At 42.1% G+C, this 20,625-nt stretch carries 18 protein-coding genes; 13 read left to right on the top strand and 5 right to left on the bottom strand.

The window, feature by feature from the left end; all coding sequences use genetic code 11:
- Positions 1-115: 115 nt before the first annotated feature.
- Positions 116-211, bottom strand: a complete 96-nt coding sequence (gene prli42, locus CSV68_RS17115; RefSeq protein WP_157129905.1) for a stressosome-associated protein Prli42 — start codon at positions 209-211, stop codon at positions 116-118.
- 123 nt (positions 212-334) lie between these two features.
- Between prli42 and mce the strand changes: the two genes are divergently transcribed.
- The 6 genes from mce (at position 335) to rnz (ending at position 6,199) form a co-directional block, all read left to right on the top strand.
- On the top strand, positions 335-742 hold the full coding sequence (mce, locus tag CSV68_RS02180; protein WP_099633523.1) for a methylmalonyl-CoA epimerase: 408 nt from the start codon (positions 335-337) through the stop codon (positions 740-742).
- Between the two features lie 3 nt (positions 743-745).
- Positions 746-2,293 (top strand): acyl-CoA carboxylase subunit beta, encoded by a 1,548-nt coding sequence (locus CSV68_RS02175; protein ID WP_099633522.1) that lies wholly within the window; start codon positions 746-748, stop codon positions 2,291-2,293.
- A gap of 18 nt (positions 2,294-2,311) precedes the next feature.
- Positions 2,312-3,436, top strand: coding sequence for a M20/M25/M40 family metallo-hydrolase (locus CSV68_RS02170; protein ID WP_099661379.1), 1,125 nt, complete (start codon positions 2,312-2,314; stop codon positions 3,434-3,436).
- Between the two features lie 35 nt (positions 3,437-3,471).
- Positions 3,472-3,936 (top strand): chemotaxis protein CheW, encoded by a 465-nt coding sequence (locus CSV68_RS02165; RefSeq protein ID WP_099661378.1) that lies wholly within the window; start codon positions 3,472-3,474, stop codon positions 3,934-3,936.
- A 108-nt stretch (positions 3,937-4,044) separates the two neighbouring features.
- A complete protein-coding gene (locus CSV68_RS02160; protein ID WP_099633519.1) occupies positions 4,045-5,235 on the top strand; it encodes a DNA polymerase IV in 1,191 nt (396 codons plus the stop codon).
- Between the two features lie 16 nt (positions 5,236-5,251).
- Positions 5,252-6,199 (top strand): ribonuclease Z, encoded by a 948-nt coding sequence (rnz, locus tag CSV68_RS02155; protein ID WP_099633518.1) that lies wholly within the window; start codon positions 5,252-5,254, stop codon positions 6,197-6,199.
- A gap of 48 nt (positions 6,200-6,247) precedes the next feature.
- On the opposite strand, the gene proC is transcribed toward rnz, so the two are convergent.
- From proC to CSV68_RS02140, 3 genes are all read right to left on the bottom strand, one after another.
- The gene (gene proC, locus CSV68_RS02150) at positions 6,248-7,057 is read right to left on the bottom strand and encodes a pyrroline-5-carboxylate reductase (RefSeq protein WP_099661377.1); all 810 of its coding nucleotides are present in this window, start codon (positions 7,055-7,057) and stop codon (positions 6,248-6,250) included.
- A 308-nt stretch (positions 7,058-7,365) separates the two neighbouring features.
- Complete coding sequence (locus tag CSV68_RS02145; RefSeq protein WP_099633516.1) at positions 7,366-8,472, bottom strand: TFIIB-type zinc ribbon-containing protein; 1,107 nt, start codon at positions 8,470-8,472, stop codon at positions 7,366-7,368.
- A gap of 10 nt (positions 8,473-8,482) precedes the next feature.
- Complete coding sequence (locus tag CSV68_RS02140) at positions 8,483-9,622, bottom strand: SPFH domain-containing protein (RefSeq protein WP_099633515.1); 1,140 nt, start codon at positions 9,620-9,622, stop codon at positions 8,483-8,485.
- A 191-nt stretch (positions 9,623-9,813) separates the two neighbouring features.
- Here CSV68_RS02140 and CSV68_RS02135 point away from each other — a divergent pair, with 191 nt between their 5' ends.
- From CSV68_RS02135 to CSV68_RS02105, 7 genes are all read left to right on the top strand, one after another.
- Complete coding sequence (locus CSV68_RS02135) at positions 9,814-10,755, top strand: MBL fold metallo-hydrolase (protein ID WP_099633514.1); 942 nt, start codon at positions 9,814-9,816, stop codon at positions 10,753-10,755.
- A complete protein-coding gene (locus CSV68_RS02130) occupies positions 10,742-11,497 on the top strand; it encodes an SDR family NAD(P)-dependent oxidoreductase (protein WP_099633513.1) in 756 nt (251 codons plus the stop codon). Before CSV68_RS02135 ends, CSV68_RS02130 begins: the two co-directional genes overlap by 14 nt.
- Before the next feature lie 638 nt (positions 11,498-12,135).
- Entirely contained in the window at positions 12,136-13,401 is a 1,266-nt protein-coding gene (locus CSV68_RS02125; protein WP_099661376.1) for a YbfB/YjiJ family MFS transporter, read from the top strand.
- Positions 13,402-13,916: 515 nt separating this feature from the next.
- The gene (locus CSV68_RS02120) at positions 13,917-14,588 is read left to right on the top strand and encodes a hypothetical protein (protein WP_099633511.1); all 672 of its coding nucleotides are present in this window, start codon (positions 13,917-13,919) and stop codon (positions 14,586-14,588) included.
- A 345-nt stretch (positions 14,589-14,933) separates the two neighbouring features.
- Entirely contained in the window at positions 14,934-16,613 is a 1,680-nt protein-coding gene (locus CSV68_RS02115) for a hypothetical protein (protein ID WP_099633510.1), read from the top strand.
- Between the two features lie 635 nt (positions 16,614-17,248).
- Positions 17,249-18,040: a gluconate 2-dehydrogenase subunit 3 family protein gene (locus CSV68_RS02110; protein ID WP_099633509.1), complete on the top strand. Its 792-nt coding sequence runs from the start codon at positions 17,249-17,251 to the stop codon at positions 18,038-18,040.
- A 27-nt stretch (positions 18,041-18,067) separates the two neighbouring features.
- Positions 18,068-19,825 (top strand): GMC family oxidoreductase, encoded by a 1,758-nt coding sequence (locus tag CSV68_RS02105; RefSeq protein ID WP_099633508.1) that lies wholly within the window; start codon positions 18,068-18,070, stop codon positions 19,823-19,825.
- Between the two features lie 69 nt (positions 19,826-19,894).
- Here the strand turns inward: CSV68_RS02105 and CSV68_RS02100 are convergent, their stop codons facing one another.
- Complete coding sequence (locus tag CSV68_RS02100; RefSeq protein ID WP_099633507.1) at positions 19,895-20,593, bottom strand: pseudouridine synthase; 699 nt, start codon at positions 20,591-20,593, stop codon at positions 19,895-19,897.
- Positions 20,594-20,625: the final 32 nt, after the last annotated feature.

The raw sequence follows: 20,625 nt of genomic DNA, 5'->3' as shown, positions 1-20,625 counted from the left end.
AAGGACGAACTTGCCTTTTGAGTCAGGACCGAAGCGATCCGAGAGACTGGCGCATGTAGCTAGAAGGCAATAAAAAACAGTTCGCATATGAAAATATGCGAACTGTCATTAAGAATTAGAAGAACATGCTGAGACCCATGAACATGGTAGATGCAATCATGGCGACAATCATCAAGTAAACAATTGTTTTTTGAATTTTTTTATTACTCATGCAGCAAAGCTCCTTACGCGTTGGAATTGGTTTGTTTCTATTTTAACAGAAATAAGGATTTTCACAACTAGAATGGCTGTTATATGTTCGGATAGTAGAATCGTATTAAAAGGGGAATGTGCTATGAACAAGGTAGATCATATAGGGATTGCTGTAAAAAGTATAGATGAATCCATTAACTATTACATAGAAACACTCGGTTTGACAGTCATCGCTATTGAAGAAGTCGCTAGCCAAGGGGTTAAAGTGGCGTTCATTGATGCACATAATGTCAAGATCGAATTGCTTGAACCAATGACGGAGACAAGTCCCATTGCGAAGTTTATTGAAAAACGCGGTGAAGGGGTTCACCATATCGCTTTCGGTGTAACGGATATTCGTTCAAGAATGAAGGAATTGGAAGAAAAAGGCGTTCAACTACTTTCAGATGAACCAAAACCAGGTGCTGGGGGAGCAGAAGTTGCCTTCTTGCATCCGAAATCATCATATGGTGTGCTTTATGAATTATGTGAAAAGACTAAGGGGGAATAATAGATGAACATTTACGATAAAATTAATGAACTTTACGACAAAAAGCGCGAAATCGAGTTGGGTGGCGGCGATGAGCGAATCATGAAGCAGCACGAAAAAGGTAAATTGACTGCACGTGAACGTATTGAGATCCTACTTGATGAAGGTACATTCGTAGAGTTGAATCCGTTCGTTGTTCATCGTACACGTGATTTCGGCATGGACAAGCTAGAAGGACCTGGCGACGGTGTCGTAACAGGTTACGGTAAAATCCACGGTCGTCCTATCTATTTATTCTCCCAAGACTTCACGGTATTTGGTGGAGCTTTAGGTGAAATGCACGCAATGAAAATTGCCAATGTTATGGATTTGGCTGCGAAAAACGGTGCACCATTCATCGGTCTAAACGATTCAGGTGGCGCACGTATCCAAGAGGGTGTATTATCGCTTGATGGATACGGTGAGATTTTCTACCGTAACGCAATCTATTCCGGAGTGATTCCACAAATTTCCGTTATCCTCGGGCCTTGTGCAGGTGGCGCGGTGTATTCACCAGCAATCACAGACTTCGTGATTATGACGGATAAAACGAGCCAAATGTTCATTACGGGACCAAAAGTTATTGAAACAGTAACAGGCGAGAAAATTACTTCCGAAGACTTGGGGGGAGCAAAAGTTCATAACACGATCAGTGGTAACGCACATCTTCGTGGCGCAAGTGAAGAGGAAGTATTGCAAAAAACTCGCGATCTCTTAACATATCTACCACAGAACAACACAGAAAAAACACCGATTCAGCCATACGACGAGCAAGATGATTATCGTGAAGATTTGGCAGATACGGTACCTTACGAAACAATTCGTCCATATGACGTACGAAAAGTGTTGGAGCAAGTAGTGGATGAAGGTTCATTCTTCGAAATCCAACCTGAATTCGCAAAGAACGCAGTAGTTGGTTATGCGCGCATGAAAGGTGAAACAGTAGGATTTGTATGTAACCAGCCGAAAGTAATGGCGGGTGGACTAGACATTAACTCATCTGATAAAATCGCACGTTTCATCCGTACATGTGACTCATTCAATATTCCATTGATTACATTTGAAGACGTTACAGGCTTCTTCCCTGGTATCAAGCAAGAGCATGGTGGCATCATTCGTCACGGGGCGAAGATCCTCTATGCATATTCGGAAGCAACTGTACCAAAAATCACATTGATCTTGCGTAAAGCTTTCGGTGGCGCATATGTTGCTCTGAACTCTAAATCAATCGGTGCAGACTTAGTCTTCGCTTGGCCAAACGCAGAAGTGGCTGTTATGGGTGCTGAAGGTGCAGCGAACATCATTTTCGCACGCGATATTGCGAAAAGTGAAGATCCGGAAGCAACTCGTGCAGCGAAAATCGAAGAATACCGTGAAAAGTTTGCGAATCCATATGTTGCAGCTTCACACGGCATGATAGATGACGTAATTGATCCACGCGAAACTCGTATCAAGTTGCTTCAAGGACTTGAAATGATGCGCAATAAGCACGAAGATCGTCCGAAGAAAAAGCACGGCAACATACCTCTATAAATAAAGGAGTCTTACATCTTGAATAGACAACGATTACTTCAAGAATTCTTGGAGTTAGTAAAAATTGATTCTGAAACTAAAAACGAACGAAATATTGCAGATATTCTTACGAAGAAATTGCAGGAATTGGGCTTTGATGTGACGGAAGACGACACAGCTGAAAAGACAGGACACGGTGCAGGTAATTTAATTGCCAACTTGCCGAGTACAGTGGCTGACGCGGATCCGATCTTCTTTACATGTCATATGGATACGGTCGTTCCAGGACAATCGATTCAGCCAATCGTCAAAGAAGACGGCTATGTCTACAGTGACGGTACAACAATTTTAGGTGCTGACGATAAAGCGGGAATTGCTGCTCTACTCGAGATGGCGAAAGTGATCCAAGAGTCAGACAAGCCACACGGTCCGATTCAGTTCATAATTACTGCTGGTGAAGAAAGCGGATTAGTAGGCGCAAAAGCGATGAATCCGGATTATTTACAAGCGAAATATGGCTTTGCGATCGATAGCGACGGAGAAGTAGGCGGTATTGTTACAGCGGCTCCTTATCAGTCAAAGTTATGGACGACGATCTACGGAAAAACAGCTCATGCTGGAGTCGCTCCTGAAAAAGGAATTTCTGCTATTTCTCTCGCTGCTAAATCTATTGCAGGCATGAAACTTGGCCGCATAGATGAAGAAACGACTGCAAATATTGGTCGTTTTGAAGGCGGAAAAGCAACGAATATCGTTTGTGAAGAGGCTTTCATTTTATCGGAAGTTCGTTCGATCAATCCGGATAAAATGAAAAAACAAATAGACTTGATGGTAGAAAAATTTGCAACGACTTCTGAATCTTTAGGTGGTAAAGCCGAAACTACAACACAACTTATGTATCCTGGTTTTTCAATCGGAGATGACGAAGAAGTCGTGCAAGTTGCGATGAAGTCAATCCGCAACGTAGGACGTGAACCGAAGATCATGACGAGTGGCGGAGGAAGTGACGGCAACGTCTTCAACGGCATGGGAGTTCCTACTGTGACGTTGTCTGTTGGTTATGAAGAGATTCATACGAAGAACGAACGTATGCCGGTGAAAGAGTTGGAAAAGCTGACGGAATTAATACTTGAGATTGTCGGTCAAGCAATCCGCACGGTGTAACAGTCTTAACAAAGAGCCTGAAAGAAGGTATAACTATGCAAACTGTGATTGTGCAGACGGGCAACGAAGAATATGCACTACCAGTAGAATCGGTGATATCCATCGAGAAACTCGAGTACGTCACACCAATTCCTCATCTTCCTAAATACTTACTCGGACTGATGAAATCGCGTGGCGAACTCGTGCCTATTCTGGATTTAAGTCAGATTTTGTATCATCAGGCAACACCTCGGGATATTGAATCCCATGTAGTGGTTGTGAAAACAGATCAGTTGGAAGTCGGTTTATTAGTGGTAGACGCAAGGGAGATTCTCGAATTGCCAGAAGATCGCTTAACGTCTACTGCACTAAAAGCGTATTCTAAAACGCCTTACTTCGTAACAGTAGCGAATCTTGTTGACCGTGTAGTGACTGTCATCGATCCAAATATCATGGCGGATTCACTTCATGGCATGGATGAAATATCCAGTTATATGAAAGAACAGCACCAATCAAATTAGTAGGCAAAAAGAACATACATTTGATAAAATGGAAAGAGTGGCAGACTGAATTCGGTTTGCCGCTTTTTCCTATTACATAATTATTTCCGAGGAAAGAAAGGTGTTTACATGACGGATCTGATCATCGCTAATCCACGGGTCATTATGCATCTTGATATGAACAGCTTCTTTGCCTCGGTTGAACAGGCTGCGAATCCTGAATTAAAAGGAATCCCTCTTGCAGTCGCAGGCAACCCGAAAGAACGAAGAGGAATTCTCGTAACCTGTTCATATGAGGCAAGGGCATTCGGTGTCTACACGACTATGACGGTAGGAGAAGCTAAACGACTATGTCCGAAATTAACGATTGTTCCACCACGGCATGAACTATATCGGCAAATGTCTGATTCTGTTTTTGATATTTTGCGAAGTTATACGGAATGGGTCGAACCTGTTTCAATTGATGAAGCGTATATCGATACGACCGATATTGGCGGGTTGACACGTGCGTACGATTTAGCCCGGGAAATCCAGTTGCGCATTTTAGCAGAACTCGATCTACCGTGTTCGATAGGAATTGCACCGAATAAGTTTCTTGCGAAAACCGCTTCTGATATGAAAAAGCCAATGGGCATTACCATTTTACGAAAACGTGAAGTGCCAAAAATGCTGTGGCCGTTACCAGTCATTGAAATGCATGGCATCGGCAAGCGGACGGAAGAGAAATTGCATAGCGCAGACATTAAAACGATGGGCGATTTGGCCACTGCTGAAAAAATCACGTTGGAAGCACTGCTTGGAAAAAATGGTTTGCGCCTTAAACAACGAGCAAACGGAATCGATACACGTCCTGTCGACCCTGAAAGTGCAGACGAACGTAAAAGTATTGGCAGTTCTACCACATTGCCTGTTGATCTAACGGAACTTGAAGATTGTGTTCCGATATTTGAACGACTTGCGAAAAAGGTAGCAGCTCGACTGGAAACGAAACTGTTGGCCGGAATGACAATTAGCATTCAAATTCGCTATGCCGACTGGCAAAACACGACGAGAAGCAGAACGCTCCAACAAGCGGTCTATCTTGAGAAAGATATTACAGATGTAGCGCTTCAATTATTTCAGCAACACTGGAACCATGAGCCCATTCGCTTGCTAGGCATCACGGCAGCGAATGTCATCGAACGGTCTGAAATGGTCAAGCAACTAACATTTGATAATTTTGAGCAACAAGAAAAGGAATATGAAATGGATCAGTTGATGTCGAGTCTGACACAACGTTTCGGAGATGGTATTATTAAAAAAGGATTTACGAAGAAATAGCAAGGAGGCAATGCATGTGGATATTGAATTTCTTGGCACAGGTGCAGGGATGCCATCGAAACAGCGCAATACGTCAGCACTCGTTGTGGATTTGACAGACGAGAATAAAGAAAATTGGTTATTCGATTGCGGTGAAGCGACACAGCATCAATTACTATACAGCGCCATTAAGCCGAAGAAGATTACGAAAATCTTCATTACGCATCTGCACGGCGATCATATTTTCGGACTACCTGGCTTTCTCAGCTCACGCGCATTTTTAGGTGGAGATGACCCCGTCGATCTATACGGTCCTGCTGGCTTGAAAGAATGGTTGCAGCACACCTATAAAATGACGGGAACCTATTTACCTTACAAGTTGAACGTGCATGAAATCCATGACGGTTTGATTCTCGAAACAGAGGAATTCAAAGTCTACGCCAAAGAAGTTCAACACGTCGTGCAGAGTTTCGGCTTCCGTATTGAACAGAAAGAGTTGCCTGGTACGTTATTGGTCGATAAAGCGATAGAGCAAGGTGTTCCAAAAGGGCCTATGTTGCAGCGCTTGAAAGACGGCTTTGACGTAGAACTCGACAATGGGCAGATGGTTTATAGTCAAGATGTTACGACAGATAAGAAAAAAGGCTTCATTATTACAGTCATTGGGGATACGTCGTACTGCCAAGCTTCGGTTGAATTGGCGCAAGACGCTGATATTTTGATCCATGAAGCGACGTTCACGGATGAGTACGCAGCAGGCGCGAAAGAATTTGGTCATTCTACTATTGTAGAAGCAGCAACCGTTGCCAAAGAAGCGAACGCGAAAAACCTCATTGTGAACCATATTAGCGCACGCTTCATGCCAGGTGAAATGCCGGCTTTCTTAGAAGAAGGTACCGAGATATTTGATGCCATTTCGATTGCAGATGATTTCGCGCGTTTTCAGTGGAAACATGGAGAATTAATCAAGTTACTAAAAAACTAAGCATCCGAGTTTGGCTCTCTTGAAGGGAACCATTGGATGCTTAGTTTTTTATTTTGAAGAACCTAGTTGACGCGAACGTTTTTCCGCCCGGATCAAGCAGTCCGAAATAATAGTCTTGAAGTTGTGATCTTCTAGTGACTGCAGACCCGCTGCTGTTGTTCCACCAGGGCTCGTCACATTTTCGCGCAATATACTAGGCTCTTCGCCGGTCTTCTTTAGCATGGATGCCGCACCGTAGATTGTTTGAACGATTAATTCACGTGCATCGGCTGCATCTAGACCTTGCGCAACCGCTGCTTCTTCCATCGCTTCTACTAAATAATAGATATATGCAGGACCACTACCTGAAAGGGCGGTTACAGCATGTAAATCATCTTCTTCGACGACTTTGACGATACCGATTGCATTCAGCAAGCTTAAAATCGACTGTTGCATTCTTTCTGAAACGGCATCATTAAACGCAATCCCGCTCGCTGATTTTCCGATTGTCGCGGACGTGTTCGGCATCGAGCGTGCAATCGGACGTTTACCTAGACCTTTTTCAAATGTAGCGATGGAAATTCCAGCAATGACGGAAAGAACTGTTGTATTTTCTCCGAGGTAGGGTGCGATATCCTCCATCACTTTCTCTACATCTTTCGGCTTTGTCGCGAGCACAACTAAGTCGACTTTTTTAATGAAATCCCTGTCTTCGCACACTTTCGTAATCCCGTAGCGCGACTCCAGTTCGTCTAACCGTTCGGTATCTGAACGATTCATCACATAGACATTGTCCTCATATATAACTCGTTTCTTAATAATCCCCGCAATAATGGCTTCTGCCATTTGTCCAGCGCCTACAAATAAAATTTTTTCCATGTCCAACATCCTCCCCAAAATAAAAAAGCGCTCCCGTCCTGTCTTTCAGGACGAAAACGCTCGGTTTCCGCGGTGCCACCTAAATTTGCTGTTTGCTACAGCACAACTTCAAGTCTTCTTTATCGCAGAAGGTACGGTCGTGTTTCCACGACAGCTCGGAAGGAGGTTCGAAAGGGGAGTGGGATACATGACTTGCAGCCTCGGCCATGCTCTCTTCTATCCATCACCCATCTACTGATCTTCCTCAATGCCCGTTCCATACTATTTTCATGATTATGTCATGTACTATGTGAATTGTCAAACTGTCGTTAGCTGTCGATGAACAAGTAGACGATGAATATCACGATTAGAATCGAGATCACCAACGAAACAATCTTCATCACACTTAACGGATAATTTCCGGTCACTTTTCCCGTTTGTCCATTGACGATGAATTGATAGACTTTTTCCTTGAAATGAAAAGAGGAAATCCAAATAGGCAATAAAATATGTTTATATGTAATATCGGTATAATCTGTTGAAACGTTGACTACCTGTACGATATCTCCCGCTACGCTGCCTTCGATCCCGTTGACAATTTCTCTCGTCATGACGTCTTTTGCCTGCGTAAACCCTTGTTGTAACGAAACAGAATAGCGCTCAGCAAGAAAGCCGGACATGTATTCCACTTTATAATCGGTGAGACCAGTTAATTGGAATGGCTGTACTTTCTGCAATAGTTTCGTTTCAACTGTGTTAGAGGCTTTAATTAGAATATCATCAAAGAATTCCCGATAATTACCGCTTTCCTGATGCCAGCGGACTTTCCGTACTTGCTCGGTCACTTGTCTAGCCTTACCGTCCTCGTAAACCGTCCGAGTTTCAGTGACATAATAATAATTCCCGACACGTACGACATAGTGTGACTGTGTCTGACTGTCATACGTCCAGTACGGCAAGTAGGCACCGGAAATTTTATTCATTCGATATGTTTTCTTCAATGTATTCGGTGCGAAAAAGTGTCCCTTGATCCAGTCTTTGAACTTTATTTGTGCTTGTTCCTCAGAAACTTGAAACGGAATCAATAACCCGGGTTGGATCCCGGCATCGTGATTCGTCACGGATATGTGAGAAGATCCGCAAAACGAACAGAAGTCCGCGACGATATGTGCGTCCAGTACCGATTCCGCTCCGCAGTTGCTACAGGAGAAAACGCGTTTCTCTTCATTCCAGATGTGTTGAAGATTATTTCCAGCCTCCTTGAAATCGAGTTCTACATGATGGTCGAACGTCGCTTCAATTGGCATTTCATGGCTACAAAAAGGACATTTTAAGCCACGTGATTCTGGATTATATTCCGTGTTACCGCCACAAGAAGGGCATTTAATGTTTTCAGTATCTTCTACGACTTTGTGTTGTTCATCGAATGAAGTCAACGTCCATCCCTCACTTTTCGTCTAACGTCTCACCACATTCTGCGCAGAATTTTGCAGCTGGCAGATTGGCATGTGAGCAAGCAGGACAAATTTTCTCGGTGACTTGAGATGTACCGCAGCCGCTGCAGAACTTGGCGCCTTTTGGAATCATAGTTTCACACTTCACGCATGGTACTTTATCGGTTTCAACAGACTTTCCGCACTGACCGCAGAATTTGGCGTCGGCGTTGATCGTGGCCTGACAATGCGGGCAAGATTTCGTTGCGACTTGTGCTTGGGGCTGCTGTGCATGATTCTGATTCATCGCATTTGCCATAACTTGACCCATGCCCATACCCGCTCCCATGCCAATACCTGCGCCCGCCATGCCGCCTTCATTCTGTGCAGCGTCACGCATCGCTTCAGCTGCTTGATATTGCTGGTACTGCTGCATATTGCCGAGTACGCCCATAGACGTACGCTTGTCCATCGCTTCTTCGACTTCTTTTGGTAATGACAAGTTCTCGATATAAAGTGACGTGATCTCGAAACCGAATGCAGCGAAACGAGAGATCATCTTCTCTTTGCCTTGTTCACTTAATTCGTCGTAATGCATTGATAGATCCAGTGCGGGTATTTGAGACTCTGCGAATAAATCGGATAATCCGGAAATAATCATTTTCTTTAAATGACCTTCAATGGCGTTCGTGTCGTACGAACTGTTCGTTCCAAATAACTCCCGCAAGAATACAGTAGGGTCTGACACGCGATACGAATAAATTCCGTACCCACGAAGACGGATCATGCCAAAATCCGGATCACGCATCATAATGGGGTTCGACGTGCCCCATTTTTGATTGATGAACTGCTTCGTATTAATAAAATATACTTCCGCTTTAAATGGTGAATCAAAGCCGTACTTCCATGACTTCAACTTCGTTAGAATGGGCATATTTTGCGTGTACAAAATATGACGCCCTGGACCGAATACGTCCGCAATTTCTCCTTCATTGACGAAGACTGCGACTTGCGACTCTCGGACCGTTAGCTCTGCTCCCATTTTAATTTCATTATTATGCACGGGGAACTGATAGACTACTGTATGGGCATCCTGTGCTTGCCACTCGATCACTTCGATAAATTGGTTTTTGAACATATTAAAAAATCCCATTGTTTTCCCTCCAACTCGACATCATTATGTAAATCATGCGATTTCCTGTAGTATACCATACGAAGAATGGACAAAATGGTTTCACTTTGCGCGAAATATCTTTCGGTAATTGAACAATCAAGACGTGACGCACATGAAAATAAAGAGTACAATAGACTGAACAGTCATTCATTTTATAGGGGGAACAGTATATGATCACAAAAATAATTACACCTACGCCATTCGCGGTAGGTGACGTGAACTGCTTTTTACTAAAAGGCGACACACTGACTTTGGTAGACGCAGCAACGAAGACGCCAGAAGCGCGTGAAGTATTGCAGATGAAATTAAAAGAAATGGGTTATACATTTAATGATATTGAGCAAGTATTCGTCACGCATCACCACCCTGATCACTGTGGATTGGTCGAGATGTTCGACCGCGCGGAAATTCTCGGTCATCCGTATTTAAACTATTGGCTAACACGCGATACCGAATTTTTGGATCGTCATGATCGTTTCTATGAACAATCATTAATAGAAGAAGGCGTACCGGAGGAATATTTGAAATGGGTGAAACGCTTCCGTCGATCCGTCGACATGATGGGGGGGCGTCCCGTTGATCGCATGATGAATGAAGGTGACGACCTGCCAGGACATCCAGGTTGGAAAATCCAAGAGTCTCTTGGTCACGCACAAAGTCATTTATCACTGTTCAATGAACAAGAAGGCATTCTAATTGGTGGCGATTTATTGCTGGAGAAAGTGTCATCCAATCCATTAATTGAGCCGCCATTTAAGAAAGAACAAGGACGTCCGAAGTCATTGCTTCAATACAATGCATCGCTAGAACGTTTATTGGATTTACCGGTGTCACTCGTCTACGGAGGTCACGGCGGAGAGATTACGAATGCACATGCGCTCATAACGGAACGCTTAGCGAAGCAGCGCGACCGAGCTATGAAAGTTCTCGCGATGCTGGATGAATCGAAAACAGTCTTTGACGTGACGAAGCTATTGTTCCCAGCAGTCTATGAGAAAGAATTGGGACTGACGTTGTCTGAAACAATTGGGCAACTGGATTATCTAGTGGCGGCAGAATTAATATCAGAAACTGCCGATTCAGCAGGAGTTCATCACTATGTCCGCATCTAAAACCGTTCTGATCACAGGAGCGACGAGTGGAATTGGATGTGAACTGGCGAAGCGCTTGGCAGCATTGAACGAGTATCGTGTCATCGCAACAGGGCGCAATGCAAAAGCATTAGAAGAGTTACGCATACTTGGCGTAGAAGGATACTGTGCCGACCTACGAGATACGAAGCAGCTAGATTGGCTAGTTTCTCGCATTGGCACACCGGACCTCATCGTATTTTCTGCTGGCGTAGGGAAGTTCCATCTAGCACAAGAGACGACCGATGAAGACACGCTGGCGATGCTTGAGACAAATGTCCTCGTGCCGATGCAACTGACTGCTCGTGTAGTACCGGCAATGATCGAACGCAAGTACGGTCACTTACTCTATATCGGTTCACAAGCAGGAAAAGTAGCCACACCGAAAACATCCGTCTATGCCGCAACAAAACACGCACTGATCGGCTATACAAACGCCGTGCGTATGGAAGTCGCGCCTTATAACGTCGACGTATCCGTCATCCATCCAGGACCAATCGATACACCATTTATCGAGCTAGCAGACGTCACCGGCGGCTATAAACAAGCAATGGGCAGCCAGTTACTAACGGTTGACACAGTCGTACGCGCTGTCATGGAAACTATCGAGCGACCTAGACGCGAAGTAAACTTGCCAAAAATTACAGGTCTGACAAGCAGACTCTACGCATTGGCACCCAGTATAGTCGAAACCATCGGAAAACCGTTTTTCTATAAAAAGTAAGAAGACACTAGAGCGCTGTTGCTAGAAGTCGTAACGATCCGACTTGTGGCGACAGCGTTTTTTTGAAATGGGCGAGTGAAAATAAATTGCTTCATAGTACTCACTATGGTGCTGGCGGATGGCCCTCGTTTTGAAGGTGTCTTCGTTTAATTAGTGGATTAATCTTTACACGTTACATTAAATAGAAGAATAAACTAGTTGATCGGAGTGGAAGGCGGCGAGTGCAAAGATGTGCTCCTAACGCTTCGCTTTTACTCGCAAAAGCCGTTCTTCGTGACGGCTCTTCCAGCGGGAACAGCGCGAGCTGAAAGCCCCGCAGGAACGAAGTGACGAGGAGATTGAAGCCGTGCCCGCGGAACGCGTCCGCCTGGAACGCAGATCAACGGCGCTTTACCATTTGCTATTCACTTTAATTCACCAATAATATTATTATGTAAACTAAAATACTCCACCATAAAGAAGTTGGAATATTCTATCAGGAATGCTATAGTGTGAAAGATAGAGTTCACACATTAGACATAATATGAACGACCTCAGAAATGTTGATAAACCAACTACGATCAAACACCCTGACACAACTCTGAGTGACTACCATTACTAGAAATTTTATACTGAACGGGAAAAAGGGTGGGATTTGTATGCTAGCTAAAGAACACGATCAAAACATTTGGAAATACGCATTTGCAAGCGTCGCCGTCACTGTCAGCTCTCTCGGCTTTGGACGGATGTCGTATGGAATCATTATGCCTTTCATGAAAGAAAACCTCGCCATGTCCTATAAACAAGCAGGACTGCTCGCAACAACGGTGTCAATTGGCTATTTGATGATGGTGATCTTTGTTGGATTGCTCGTAACTCAATACGGAGCAAAAAAGCTCGTGATTTTTGGAACAGGACTCGTTTCATTCGGACTATTTATGTTATCATTCGTCGCTGGTTATGGCTGGACACTTTTCGCGATGCTACTGCTTGGAATAGGAACGGCTTTCACGTATACGCCGCTCATCACCATACTCGTCGGTTGGTTTCCGAGGGAACGCGGCATGCTGATCGGATTTCTCGTGAGTGGCATGGGATTAGGAACACTCATTTCAAGCGCGTTAATTCCGTTCTTCAGTACATGGTTCGGCGATATGGGCTGGCGTTATTTATGGTTCTTCTATGGCGCTCTGTCGATAGTATCTATCATCATCGCGTTGATCATTTTACGTGATCCACCAATCCTGTTACTGCCAAAGGAAACGCAGAAACGCACGTTTTGGACGAAAGTATATTTAGATAAACGCGTACTTCGTGTCGCCTTCATTTACGGACTCGTTGGATTTGCTTATTTGGTACCGCAAAGCTTCTTGTTCAGCTATATTCTTGAAGTGGGACTGACGAAATTCCAGGCGGGTCAGATCATGGCAATCAGTGGGATTATGGCAATTTTTAGTGGTCCGTTATGGGGCGGAGTATCTGACCGGATCGGACGAAAATCTGCATTGCTAGCGACACTCGGAATTGGTGCAGTTTCACTCATTATTCCTGTGGTTTTCCCGGTATATAGTGGACTTATCGTCAGTCAATTCCTATGGGGTGCGACAATTGTAGGGATGCTGTCGCTCTGCCAAGCGTTATCTACGGAACAAGTACATCCGACGTACGCACCGGTCGCGCTAGGCTATGTAACGTTCTTTTTCGCAGCAGGACAGTTGCTTGGGCCTGGCGTCGGTGGCTGGATCATCGACCGCTTCGAGCAAATACCACTTGCGCTAATTATGTGCAGTGTCCTACTTGCTTTGGCGTTCTTGCTGACGATTCGAATGAACGCGCATGCAGTGGAAGAAGATGTGACGGCGTTGGAAGCGAAGCCTGTGTTAAAAAGTATTTGTATGAACGAGACTTCTGCGAAGGAATTGTGAGTTTTAAGGAAGTTCTTGTATTGTCAAATGATAGATGACTTCACTCATATACTCCTTAAAACAAGGTAGTTGTGATAGGAACATGTATGTTGGAAGAAATATAGGCGCTGACATTCCTTTCCCGGAATGTCAGCGCCTTTTTAAAGTTTGTAGTAGTATTTCTACACATTTAGCTAATTAAAGCCTAGTCTAAAATCTGTTATATTATCGAAAGTGAGCGGACCATTTTTGTCGTATTGGCGCAGCGCATGCACAGTTTACTCGTATACTGACAAATAAATGAATGGTAGAACAGGAAGTAGAAGATTCTCTCGACTTATATCTACGTACAATGAGTTAATAATCTCTTTATAGTAACTGAAGTATCCTATTTAGTTCACTAGTACAAAAGACGCAATTAACAACAAAGAGTTCTCATTGGTTCTATGAATGGGGACATATTTTATGTCTGTTTTTTCTTGTATACCCTTTACTACATATTCATATCATTGAAGTAACTCGAAAAGGATGTGGAAATGTTGGGACGAAAAATGCTTTTAATAGCATTGAGTGTCATGGGGGTTTTTATAATATATCTTGGATTAGAATCTTTAAATCGATCAACTGTAAATATTTCGGCCGAAAAAGATAGTAGTCCATCAGAAACAGAAATAGCTGAGATAGTAGAAAAAATAAAAGATAAAACACACAAAAAATATAACATAGGTACATATAACATGAATTCAAATGTTGATAACAACTCACAGGGGATAGACATTGAGATTATTGGAAGTCAAGAGTATTATGATTCAGTAAAAAATGAAATAAAAGAAATCGTAAAAAGTACAACTACATCCACATCATTTGAAGACTACTCTATAAATATAAATAAAAGCAGAATTGATCAAGTGATAAGCGAAGAACGTAGAGAAGAACATCATTTAATACACGAGATCATGGTAACTATAAATGATTATTTATCTGAATTCTATCCAGATCAACTTGACAAGATAGACTTAGATTATACTGCTCCAGAATTACGTATTGAAGTAAAGCTTTTATTAAATGAAACCGCATCAGGCGAGGGTAAGGAAATGGAAAAGAATATATATATATATTTAGAAGAAAATTTATCTTCGAACAAATTCGTAAAAAATAAATCTGTCAAAATAAACATTTTTAATAGTCACGGAGAAAAAACAAACTAATAGGCAACAAGAATTTCTTTTTATGTTTGATATCGTTGTTGCATATTTACTTTAATCGTAAAACGTAAAGTTAATAACGTCATTCTTAGCAACTATAATATGGAACCATACTTTAGCGCCTTTAGGAATAATGCTAAACGGAATAGTGCCCTTACTGTTACTATAGGTGGTTCATAGATCTCTAAAGTAACAGTAGGGGTTTTAAAGAATTACTTGTTATATCTATTTTAAAGTTACTTCCATAAATATCCTCTTGTAAAGTTGAATTAAATATGAAACGATTTCCCACCTTATCCGTATACGTAGTATGAAACAAAATCTAGTAACCGGAAAAGAGTGTTGGATATGTTGAGTTTACTACTATTTTCAGTACTTGTAGGGGTCGTGGCGAGTGCGATGATCGTGCCGTTCCTCTCTGTAAATAACAAAAAAGAACCATTGTCTTTTAACCGCTGGATCGCTTTTGGAACACTGACGGTGATCAGTACGATTGGCGTATTCATATTTTATTACGTGACAAATTTAGATCGCAACTGGACATCGTTGTGGGCATTGTTACTTGTTGTCGCTATTTTAGGGGCAGTCGTTTCTCAAGGTGTGGAGCGTAAAGTCAAAATGGTCGTGACGTTGGCAGCCTTACTCGTTGGAGTGTACGTCTTAAGTGCACCTCTTTTCAACGCAAATAAAAAGTATGAAACGGTTGCGATGAAGCAAAAAGTGGAAATTACTGCGTTTGATGAAACCAAAACGCCGGCAAGTGTACCACCAAAGTTTGCACGCAATAAAATGAAAAAAGCATTTGGTCAAGTGCCGGATACGAGCTATTATGAGCTGGGACATTTGCAAATTCAAAAAGTGAATGATGAATTTGTCTATATTGCACCTGTGGAGTTTTCAGGGTTTTTTAAATGGTTTAATGGAAAAACAACACCTGGTTATTTCACAATGAGCGCAACGGATTCGTCAGATAACCCGAAATTCATTAAAACGGAAATGGCGTATACGACGTCTTCTTACTTCCATAAAAAAGTGTATCGTAAAATGCGTATGGAAATGCCGGATTTGATTTTTTACGGAGATGTTCAATTAGAAATTGATGATGATGGTAAGCCGCATTATATTCGCACGTATGGGGAATTCATTACAGCGCGTAACGGATTTAACGCCAAAGGAATTGTCATGTTGGATCCTGAAACAGGTGCTACGAAGAAGTATGCGTTACAAGATGTTCCTGAGTTTATTAATGGAGCGGTTTCACCAGAAGCGGTAAGTCTTCAAAATAGCTATTTCGGGAATTACATCCATGGTTTTTGGAATTCACTTGTTGGGAAAAAAGATGTGAAGATTCCTTCAGATGAAGGGACGGAAGCGAATGTCAGTCCGATCTTTGATGCGGAAGGACATATGTATTACTTCACTGATTTCACCAGTCCAAAAGAAGGTGTCGATTCCATGCTTGGCTATGCCTTAACAGATGGTCGAACAGGGAAAGCGACGTATTATACGGGGGATTTGGAAGAGTCGTACATGGATTCACAAGGTGCGCTCCAAATTATTGAAAAGAAGTTTATCGAGAAGAAATGGAATGGTGAAATGCCTGTCTTGTATAACTTCTACGGTGAAGCGAGCTGGTTGACACCGGTACTAGATTCGAACGGATTCTTGCAAAATTATTTCATTGTTTCCGCTGCAAATCCTGAGATCTCTGTATTTGCGAATACACCCAATGAAGCGTTAAAATTGTATAAAACAGCACTTCAACGTGGTGGCAGTTCGGTGGATGGAAGTTCTGATGCAGAAGAAGCGAAAGCAACGATTACAGCAATGCGTGTATTTAAAGAACGTGTTGGTGATTTTACACTCGTATCAATTCTCGCGAAAGATGGTCGGAATTTCCTTGTTTCATCTGAGGTTGAACCCCTTTCTATATATGTAAAAGAAGGCGATCAGCTCACTGTGACGTATTTGGAAACGGGTGAGTTATTCTTACCAGTCAAGGAATTGGTTAATAACAGTGTCAAATAAATGAGTAGGAAATAGCCTGACAGCGCAGTAGCGTTGTTAGGCTGTTTTTTTTGCATTCGTGTAGTTATATTACTATTTGGATATAGTAATAATCAAGGGTTTTTCCATGATGTACTTAATAAACTAGTAAGGTTTGAATATGAAGAGTTACAATCAAAGATTCCTTAACAAGTAATTTATTAATACTGAATTATCCATGATAGTAAATGTTAGATGGAGCTTTCCTCACACGTTTTAAATGTGTATTTATTTTACTTTAATCGAGTATAAAGCTATAACAACAGTTTTTCACAAAATGAATTTAGCGAATATAAAGGAGAAGAATCTTAAGTTAAAAGTATTAAAATAGTCTAATGGCATAGTTTACTCTTCAGCCATTTATCTTTTTTCAAGTAATTTCACGTAAAAGACTTGTATATCTCTATTCAATTATCGAAAAATTTAAATATATTCATACATAACGTATTGAATAGCAAAATGAACTGTGGTAAAGTCGGGGGACTATGGTGAAATTGCTACTATTTTGTCAATATAGGTAGTCTGTATTTTTATTGACACAAATTAACAATTTCTCTATAAAGCAACAAAGCAATGGATACTAGTACTGACTAATTTTCATGCATAGGAGTGATTAAATGGCTGAAAACAATACCCCCAAAACAGAAAGTCATGATCCGGGTCGTAGAAACTTTCTGAAAAACACCGGTCTAGTTGTAGGTGGCGTAGCAGGTGGATCTTTACTAGGTGGCTTATTTACGAATCAGATGAAATCAGATGACGGCAAAAAAGGAAAAAATGAAGACGCTGTCAAAGTGGATCCGTCCCATGCACGAGTGTTTTTCGGACGCTTTGAAGACTTTATCGTGCTGGCAACGGCTACGGAACTGATTTTCCCTGAAGACGATAACGGCCCAGGAGCTATCGGGTTGGATGTACCGTATTTTATCGATAAACAACTCGCAGGAACTTGGGGCATAAATGGTGACGACTACCGTCAAGCACCTTTTACCAATCTGGAAGGTTTGAAGAAAATCGAGAAGGCTGATGAAAAAGTCAATCATTCACGGGCGAACCGAGGGAAAATTTTCCTGGAAGGTTTACGCTTGATGAATGGGGAAAGCATGAAGCGCTTTGATGCTTCCTTTGATCAGGCTACTGAAGAGCAACAAAATGAAATCATGGGCGATCTTGCAGCGGGTAAGCTCGACATGAAATCTATTCCTTCGGATGCGTTCTTTGCGCTACTCAAGCAAGCTACATTAGAAGGGGCGTTTTCTGATCCTTTATATGGTGGCAATAAAAACATGGACGGTTGGCGAATGAAAGAATTTGCTGGAGCTCGACCTTCTTATGCAGACGTTATTGAAAGTGAAGAATTTGTTAAACTAGATCCAATTAGTTTGACGGACTATCAAAGAAAGAAATAAATTCAACATTTTCAGGAGGTAGAAGATATGGCAGAAGAACTAAAGAAAGTAGACGTAGTAATTGTAGGTACTGGCTGGGCTGGTGGGATTACTGCTGCTGAACTCGCGAAAAAAGGATACAAAGTAGTGGCACTTGAAAGAGGTAAAGAACAATCACGAGACGACTTCATTGGTGCGAAAGACGAATTAAAGTACTCCATTCGTTACGATATGATGCAAGATTTATCGAAAGATACTGTGACAGCAAGAGGTAGTATGGAAGAAACAGCGAAGCCGGTTCGTAATAATAACTATGCGCGCTTTGGGAATGATACAGGCGGCGCTAGTGTTCACTGGAATGGCGTAAGCTTACGTTGGTTACCTTATGACTTTGAGATACATAGTCAAACAGTTGAAAAATACGGTGCCAAAAAGATTCCTGAAAACTGTACGATTCAGGACTGGGGCGTTACATACGATGAAATGGAACCGTATTATGATAAATTCGAAAAAACAGCTGGCGTTTCTGGTGAGGAAAACCCTGTCGGACCTCCACGTTCGGATAAGTATCCCAATCCACCTTTGAAAACGACACCATCGATCGAACTGTTTAAAAAAGCTTCAACAAATCTTGGGTATCATCCGTATCGTTTACCAGCTGCGAATATGTCTGAGTCTTATACAAATCCAGATGGCGAGACGATCAATGCGTGTATGTATTGTGCGTTCTGTGAAGAGTATGGATGTGATTTCGGTGCCAAAGGAGATCCAATCGTTACGGTATTGGAAACGGCAAGAAAAACAGGAAACTTTGAAATTCGGAATGAATCCACTGTGACTGAAGTCATTCATGATGGAACGAAAGCAATCGGCTTGAAATATATTGATAATATTACAGGTACGGAATATATCCAGCCTGCAGATATTGTCGTGTTAGCTGGATTTGTCTTTACGAATAATAAATTATTACTAAAATCTAAAATAGGCAAGCCGTATAATCCTGAAACTCAAGAAGGCGTGATCGGGAAAAACTTTACAGGTCACTTTAGTAATATTAGTACCTACATAGGTGCACGCGGCTTCTTTGATAATGAAAAGTGGAATTTATCAATGGGTACAGGTGCACTAGGTGCGAAAGTGGATGACTTTGCAGGAGATAACGTAGATCATACCGATCTCGATTTCCTTCATGGCTATGAAATTCGTTACTACCATTTAGGGCAACGTCCGATTGATAATAACCACGTTCCAGAGGGTACGCCTGCATGGGGTAAGGAATATAAAGAGAAAAATTTATTTTATCATAACCGTAGTTTAATCATTAGAGCAAAAACTGCTTTCCTGCCTAACCGCTATACGTATCTAGATTTGGATCCTACGTATAAAGATGAATTTGGCGACCCACTAATTCGTGCGACAGTGCATTATGAAGAACAAGACATCAAACGTGCACAACATGGCGTTGAAACATGTAAGGAAATCATGACAGAAATGGGTGCGGATATTATTGATCTAGTTGACGTGCCGGACGACGTGAAGTTTGATAGTAAGTTCTATACCAACCACTTCCTTGGTGGTGCCATTATGGGTGAAGATCCTGTTACATCCGCTGTTAATACGTATTCGCAAATGTGGGATATGGAGAACTTGTTTGTGCTTGGTGGATCTTCCTTCCCGCATAACAGTAACCATGACCCTACAGAAACAATCGGTGCATTCGCTTACCGTGCTTCAGAAGGTATGATCGAGTACCTTGGCGGTGAAGGTGGCTTGTTAGTAGAAGCTAAACAAACGAGCAAAGCTTAAGTGTGAGTATGAATGACCTATTATAATAGCCTAGCATCGCACATGCGATGCTAGGCTATTTTTACAAAATTACAGTTTCAACTTCGCTATCTCTTCGTCAGACAAGTAACGCCAGTGACCACGTTCCAATGATCCGAGCTCAATGTGCTTGATTCGCACTCTTTGCAAGTGCGTGACAGTATATTGAAATCGTCTGCACATTCTGCGGATCTGTCGATTCAATCCTTGAGTCAATGTTATGCGAAATGTAAAGTCATCCAACTGCGTAACGTCACAAGGCTTAGTCGTCGTATAGCCTTTTGTTCTTGGATTGTAAATATCTACGCCGTTTGATATATCTTTTATAAATAGATCCGTGATTTTTTTATTGACCGTTACGACATATTCTTTTTCCTGCTGATTTTCTTCTTTCATTAACTCATTTACAATACTTCCATCATTGGTTAATAAAATAAGGCCTTCCGTTTCTTTATCTAGGCGTCCAACGGGAAATATACGTTCAGGATAGGCGATAAAGTCGATAATATTACCGGCAATCGCAGGAGAAGCAGTACAAGTGATTCCACTCGGTTTATTAAGCATCATATAAATATCTTGTGCTGTGTGCGTGATAGTGTGGCCGTCTACTTCGATATGATCATGCTCTTTAACAAAGTAGACATGTGACGCAATCTCGCCGTTTACTAGCACCTTTTCTGCTGTAATATAGCGCTCCGCTTGTCTTCTAGAACAGAATCCCGAAGAACTAATATATTGATTCAACCTCAACGTGTCCGCTCCTTGTCTATCTACGTGTTTCT

The organism is Sporosarcina sp. P29 (assembly GCF_002743265.1).
Classification (GTDB): domain Bacteria; phylum Bacillota; class Bacilli; order Bacillales_A; family Planococcaceae; genus Sporosarcina.
The sequence above is the reverse complement of the archived record's forward strand: the minus strand, read 5'-3'. Positions and strand labels throughout refer to the sequence as shown.